Source organism: Rhodococcus sp. P14, from assembly GCF_000256505.1.
In the GTDB taxonomy this organism is placed as follows: domain Bacteria; phylum Actinomycetota; class Actinomycetes; order Mycobacteriales; family Mycobacteriaceae; genus Rhodococcus; species Rhodococcus ruber.
This window is the reverse complement of record NZ_AJFC01000160.1, coordinates 1-4,587: the sequence shown is the minus strand read 5'-3', so window position 1 is coordinate 4,587 and position 4,587 is coordinate 1. Positions and strand designations below refer to the sequence as shown.

General features: G+C 69.6%; 7 protein-coding genes. 4 read left to right on the top strand and 3 right to left on the bottom strand.

Annotation, left to right across the window (positions count from 1 at the left end):
- Positions 1 to 406, top strand: a 406-nt coding sequence (locus OEY_RS0111700) for a hypothetical protein (RefSeq protein ID WP_010594062.1), incomplete at its 5' end; no start/stop codon positions are given.
- A 60-nt stretch (positions 407 to 466) separates the two neighbouring features.
- Here OEY_RS0111700 and OEY_RS0111695 read toward each other — a convergent pair.
- Positions 467 to 1,711, bottom strand: a complete 1,245-nt coding sequence (locus OEY_RS0111695; protein ID WP_010594061.1) for an MFS transporter — start codon at positions 1,709 to 1,711, stop codon at positions 467 to 469.
- Between the two features lie 76 nt (positions 1,712 to 1,787).
- Between OEY_RS0111695 and OEY_RS0111690 the strand changes: the two genes are divergently transcribed.
- The gene (locus OEY_RS0111690) at positions 1,788 to 2,651 is read left to right on the top strand and encodes a LysR family transcriptional regulator (RefSeq protein ID WP_010594060.1); all 864 of its coding nucleotides are present in this window, start codon (positions 1,788 to 1,790) and stop codon (positions 2,649 to 2,651) included.
- An 80-nt stretch (positions 2,652 to 2,731) separates the two neighbouring features.
- On the opposite strand, the gene OEY_RS0111685 is transcribed toward OEY_RS0111690, so the two are convergent.
- Positions 2,732 to 3,052, bottom strand: coding sequence for a GYD domain-containing protein (locus tag OEY_RS0111685; protein ID WP_010594059.1), 321 nt, complete (start codon positions 3,050 to 3,052; stop codon positions 2,732 to 2,734).
- Between the two features lie 155 nt (positions 3,053 to 3,207).
- On the opposite strand from OEY_RS0111685, the gene OEY_RS0111680 reads away from it, so the two are divergent.
- The gene (locus OEY_RS0111680) at positions 3,208 to 3,618 is read left to right on the top strand and encodes a TIGR03618 family F420-dependent PPOX class oxidoreductase (RefSeq protein WP_010594058.1); all 411 of its coding nucleotides are present in this window, start codon (positions 3,208 to 3,210) and stop codon (positions 3,616 to 3,618) included.
- A 30-nt stretch (positions 3,619 to 3,648) separates the two neighbouring features.
- Here OEY_RS0111680 and OEY_RS0111675 read toward each other — a convergent pair whose 3' ends face one another.
- Complete coding sequence (locus OEY_RS0111675) at positions 3,649 to 4,242, bottom strand: HdeD family acid-resistance protein (protein WP_010594057.1); 594 nt, start codon at positions 4,240 to 4,242, stop codon at positions 3,649 to 3,651.
- Between the two features lie 108 nt (positions 4,243 to 4,350).
- On the opposite strand from OEY_RS0111675, the gene OEY_RS28370 reads away from it, so the two are divergent.
- Positions 4,351 to 4,587, top strand: a 237-nt coding sequence (locus OEY_RS28370; protein WP_010594056.1) for a DUF72 domain-containing protein, incomplete at its 3' end; no start/stop codon positions are given.

Sequence of the window (4,587 nt, the reverse complement as noted above, 5' to 3'; positions counted from 1 at the left end):
CGCCCGCCTGTCGCAGCGGCTCGCCACCGAGCGCCGGCGCCGATCCGACCGCGACGCCCGCGCGGAGGATGCGGTGGAGCGTGTCGTCCGGTTGTACGTGCGGCAGATGAAGGCGTTCCAGCGGGGCCCGCACTTCGCCCGTCTGGAGGTCGAGTTGCAGACCTCCCGGGATCCGTATGTGGTGGAGACTCTGGTCGAGCGGTCGGCGGTCAACCGTGCGGCCGTCTTCGAGGCGATGGAGGGGATTCCGGCGGAGCGGGCCCGGCTGGCGTCGTTGGCGATCGGCAGCACCATGCTCACTTCGCTGATGCTGTGGACGACGGATCGCATCAGGTTCGCCGAGGCGCTGCGCAACGTCGAGGACGTGTGCCGGCTGGTCCTGAGCGACCGTCCCGTCACGAGCTGACGAATGCCCACAAGGAAGACGAATCCCGTTTTGATGCAAAGACTCACGCGTCCACGGCGGTCACCTCTGCACACCCGTCGAGTGTCCGTCGTCGCGTGACTCCGCTCCGGAAGCACACCGGTTCCGCCGCAGGAACTCCCGGACGAAGAGGACGAAACCCGCGGTGGGGAAGGCCGCTCCGAGGACGCAGACCGCACGCCATCCGCCGGTGAGGTAGGCAGCCGTGGACAGTGCGCTGCCGAGGGAGCCGGCGAGAAAGTAGGAGGTCATATAGGCGGTGTTCAGGCGGCTGCGGGCGTCGGGCCGCAACGGCTGGATCAGGCTCTGGTTGCTGATGTGCGTTCCCTGGATGCCCAGGTCCAGCAGGGCGACGCCCACCGCGAGTGCGAGCACGTGCTGTTCGCCGAAGGCGAGGAACACGAAGCTGACCGCGGTGGCGGCGACGAACAGACCCGTCTGCCGGCGCGCGTAGCCGCGGTCGGCGAAGATGCCGGCCGTCCGTGCTGCCAGCGCGCCGGCGACCCCGACGAGGGTGAAGATCCCGATGCGGGCCTCGGACCACCCGTACCCCGGTCCGGCGAGCAGGAAGCCGACACTGGTCCAGAACACCCCGAACGAGGCGTAGGTCAGGGCACCGTAGGCGATGCGGCTGCGCAGCACGGGTTCGTCGCGGATCAAGCACACCACCGAGGCGAGCACCGTGCGGTAGCCGGCGGTGGTCGCCGGCGGCAGGACCGGAAGGGACTGCACCAGCAGCACAGTGCAGAGCATCAGGACCGCCGCGAGCACGAATACTGCTCGCCACCCGGCGATCTCCGCCACCAGGCCCGCCACGACGCGGGAGAGGAGAATGCCGAGCAGCAGGCCGGTCATCACGTTTCCGATCACACGTCCGCGTTCGTCGTCCCGGGCCAGGCTCGCAGCGAACGGGACGAGGATCTGGCCCACGACCGATCCGGTACTGACGAGCACGGCCGTAGCGGCGAGGATCTGCCAGCTCGGTGCCCAGGCCATGACCAGCAGGCCGGCGGCCGTGAGCACGAGCATGCGTCGCAGCAGCCGTCGCCGCTCGACCATGTCGCCCAGCGGCACCAGCAGGGCCAGGCCGGCGGCGTACCCGATCTGCCCCGCGGTGACTACCCATCCGACCTGCGTGGTGGAGGCGTCGAGGCTGTCGGCGACGGCGCCGACGAGCGGTTGAGCGTAGTAGCTGTTGGCCACCACCAGACCGGAGGCCAGGGCCATCGCGCCGACGAGCCCGCGGGGCATCCGGGCTGTCGGGGCGCCGGTGGACGTGGACTGCATGGCACCGATCCTGCGGGCCCCGGTATTGATGTGTCCAACGGGATGAATCGATGAATCCGAGCGATAAGGTCGATGAATGGAACTACGGCAGCTGCGGCACTTCGTGGCGGTCGCCGACCTCGGGCACTTCACCCGGGCCGCCGAATCGGTGCATCTGTCGCAGTCGGCGCTCAGCGCGTCCGTGCGGGCGCTCGAGAACGAACTCGGGACGTCGCTGTTCGAGCGCACCACCCGGTCGGTGCTCCCGACCGCGGCGGGCCGAACGCTCTACCCCTACGCGCAGCGGTTGCTGCGCGAGGCCGCGGAGGCCCGCGCAGCCGTGGCGAGACTGGAAAGCGGCGAGGCCGGCACCCTCGCGGTGGGCACCGTGCAGACATTCCGGGCCGCGGATCTGCCGTCGCTGCTCGCACAGTTGCACCGCACTCACCCGGGCATCGAGGTGGCGCTGCGGGAGGCGACCACCACCGAACTGTTCGACGCCCTCGCCACCGCAGAACTGGACCTCGCATTCGTCGCCCTCGACGCGCGTCCGCTCCCGGCCGGCCTCGTCACACTCCGCACCTACACCGAAGAACTCACCGCCGTGGTCGCGCCCCGCCATCCGCTCGCCGCGGTCGGGGCGATCGATCCCGCGGAGCTGCAGCCGTACCCGTTCATCGAATTCGAGGCCGGTACCGGCCTGCAGACCACGGTCGAGGCGCTGTTCGTCCGCGCGGGCGTGCACCGCGACGTGACGTTCCGCGTCGGGGACATGGATCGCCTGCTCGATCTCGTCCGCCACGGTCTCGGGGTCGCCGTCATCCCGGAACCGATCGCGCGACGCAGCGGCCTGCACCGCATCGGGCTGCGGCCCGGGCCACCGCACCGCATCCTGGCACTGGTGTGCCGTGCCCCGGCCCCGTCCTCGACGGCCGCGCAGTTGTTCCTCGACCTGCTCTGACCCGGCGGTCCGCCCGACGGGGAGCGGGACGCTCGGCAGTGTGGGGGAGCGGCCCGCTCAGTAGTGAGGGAGCGTCCCGCTCAGTGCCCCGGCGTCCGGTAGGCGGCGTTGCGATGCACCGCGTCGTCCATCTCCTGGGGGGTGAGCAACCGGATCGGTACGGAACGCGCGATGCCCGACGCCCGGGTGCGGAACTCGAGCGTGGCCGCCGCGAGATCGTCGGGCACCTCCCCGATGACGTAGAGATCGTGCCCGCCGAGCGCGAAGTGCACGGACTCGACGCTGCCACCGACGCTCTCGACCATCTCGGTGATGGCGGAACTACGGACGGAACCACCCTCGGAGAGCAGACCCTGCGCGCCCTCGGGGGTGTAGGTGACCTGCCACAGGTACTTCGGCATGTTCTCGACTCCTCGGCTGTCGGGCCATTCCACGGCCGGGCTCGGTGCCCCCTCCATCGTCGACCCGCTCGCTCCGTCGTGGGGCGGTTTCGCGCCGAACCGGCGTAGGTTCGTCACCGGACCGCCCGACCGTTTCCGACGAGAGGACCACTGCCGTGCCCAGACCTCCGCTGCCGCAGGCCGTCGCCGAGATGCTCGCCCAGCCGAACTACGCCACCATCAGTACGGTGCGGGCCGACGGGCATCCGGTGTCGGTGCCCACCTGGTATCTGTTCGAGAACGGCCGGATCCTGGTGAACATGGATGCCGGGCGCAAGCGGCTCGACCACCTGCGCCGCGATCCCCGGGTCAGCCTGAGCGCGATGGACCCGGCGGACTGGGTGACCCACGTGAGCATCCAGGGGCGGGTCGTCGAGTTCGTCGACGACCCCGAGCTGACCGACATCGACCGCGTGGCGCGGCACTACACCGGCAAGCCCTACGGGGTGCGCAACCGGCCGCGGGTCAGTGCCTGGATCGAGATCGACCGCTGGCATGCCTGGGGCCGGCTGAAGGATGCGGCCTGACACAGCTCCTCCGCCGGCCCGGGGCCGGGCTCACACGAGCCCGGCCTCCTTCGCCACCTTCCGAACCTGGAAGGCCACGACGATCAGCAGCACGCCGAAGAGGATGGCGTAGATTCCCAGCAGCCAGATCAGGCTGATGATGCCGCTGCCGGGGAAGATCAGCAGCACGACACCCAACAGCACCGCGAGGATGCCGGCGACGAGCGACCAGCCCCACCCCGAGTTCGGGACCTTCCGGAAGCTCAGCGCACCGATGATGCCCGTGACGCCGAACAGGATCGCGTAGAACGCGATGATGTACAGCACCACGAGTGCGGTGGCCGCGGGCCAGACGAGGGCGACGATGCCGGCGGCGATGGAGACCAGGCCCATCGCGAGCCACCAGCCCCAGCCGTCGAGGCGGGCCCGGTCGCGAATCGCGTGGTAGACGAGTACGACGCCGTCGACGATGGCGTAGATGCCGAACACCACCACCAGGGCCCAGACGGTGATCCCCGGCCACACCAGGGCGACGACACCGAACAACACGGCGAGGATGCCCCGGATCAGCACCAACCACCACATCTGTTTGAACAGGGGACTGAACTGATCGTTTGCGGTGAAAGCTCTCTCGGACACGGCCACTCCTAGGATGCGGTCTCGTAGTTCGGGCACAGCGTAGGCCCGTGCCGCCCCTGCCGCCTGCCGAATGACGATCCGATTCCCAGTCGTGACGAGCGTTACCGTGGAGCGATGGCTCGGGTGCGGATCGGGATCTCCGGCTGGCGGTACGCCGAATGGCGCGGCGACTTCTACCCGGCGGGGCTGGTGCAGCGCCGCGAACTCGAGTACGCCGCGGAGCGATTCGGATCGATCGAGATCAACGGCACCTTCTATGCGCTGCAGCGGCCGTCGAGCTTTCTGCGGTGGCGGGACGAGACACCGGACGGGTTCGTCTTCGCCGTCAAGGGCGGCCGGTACGTCACCCAC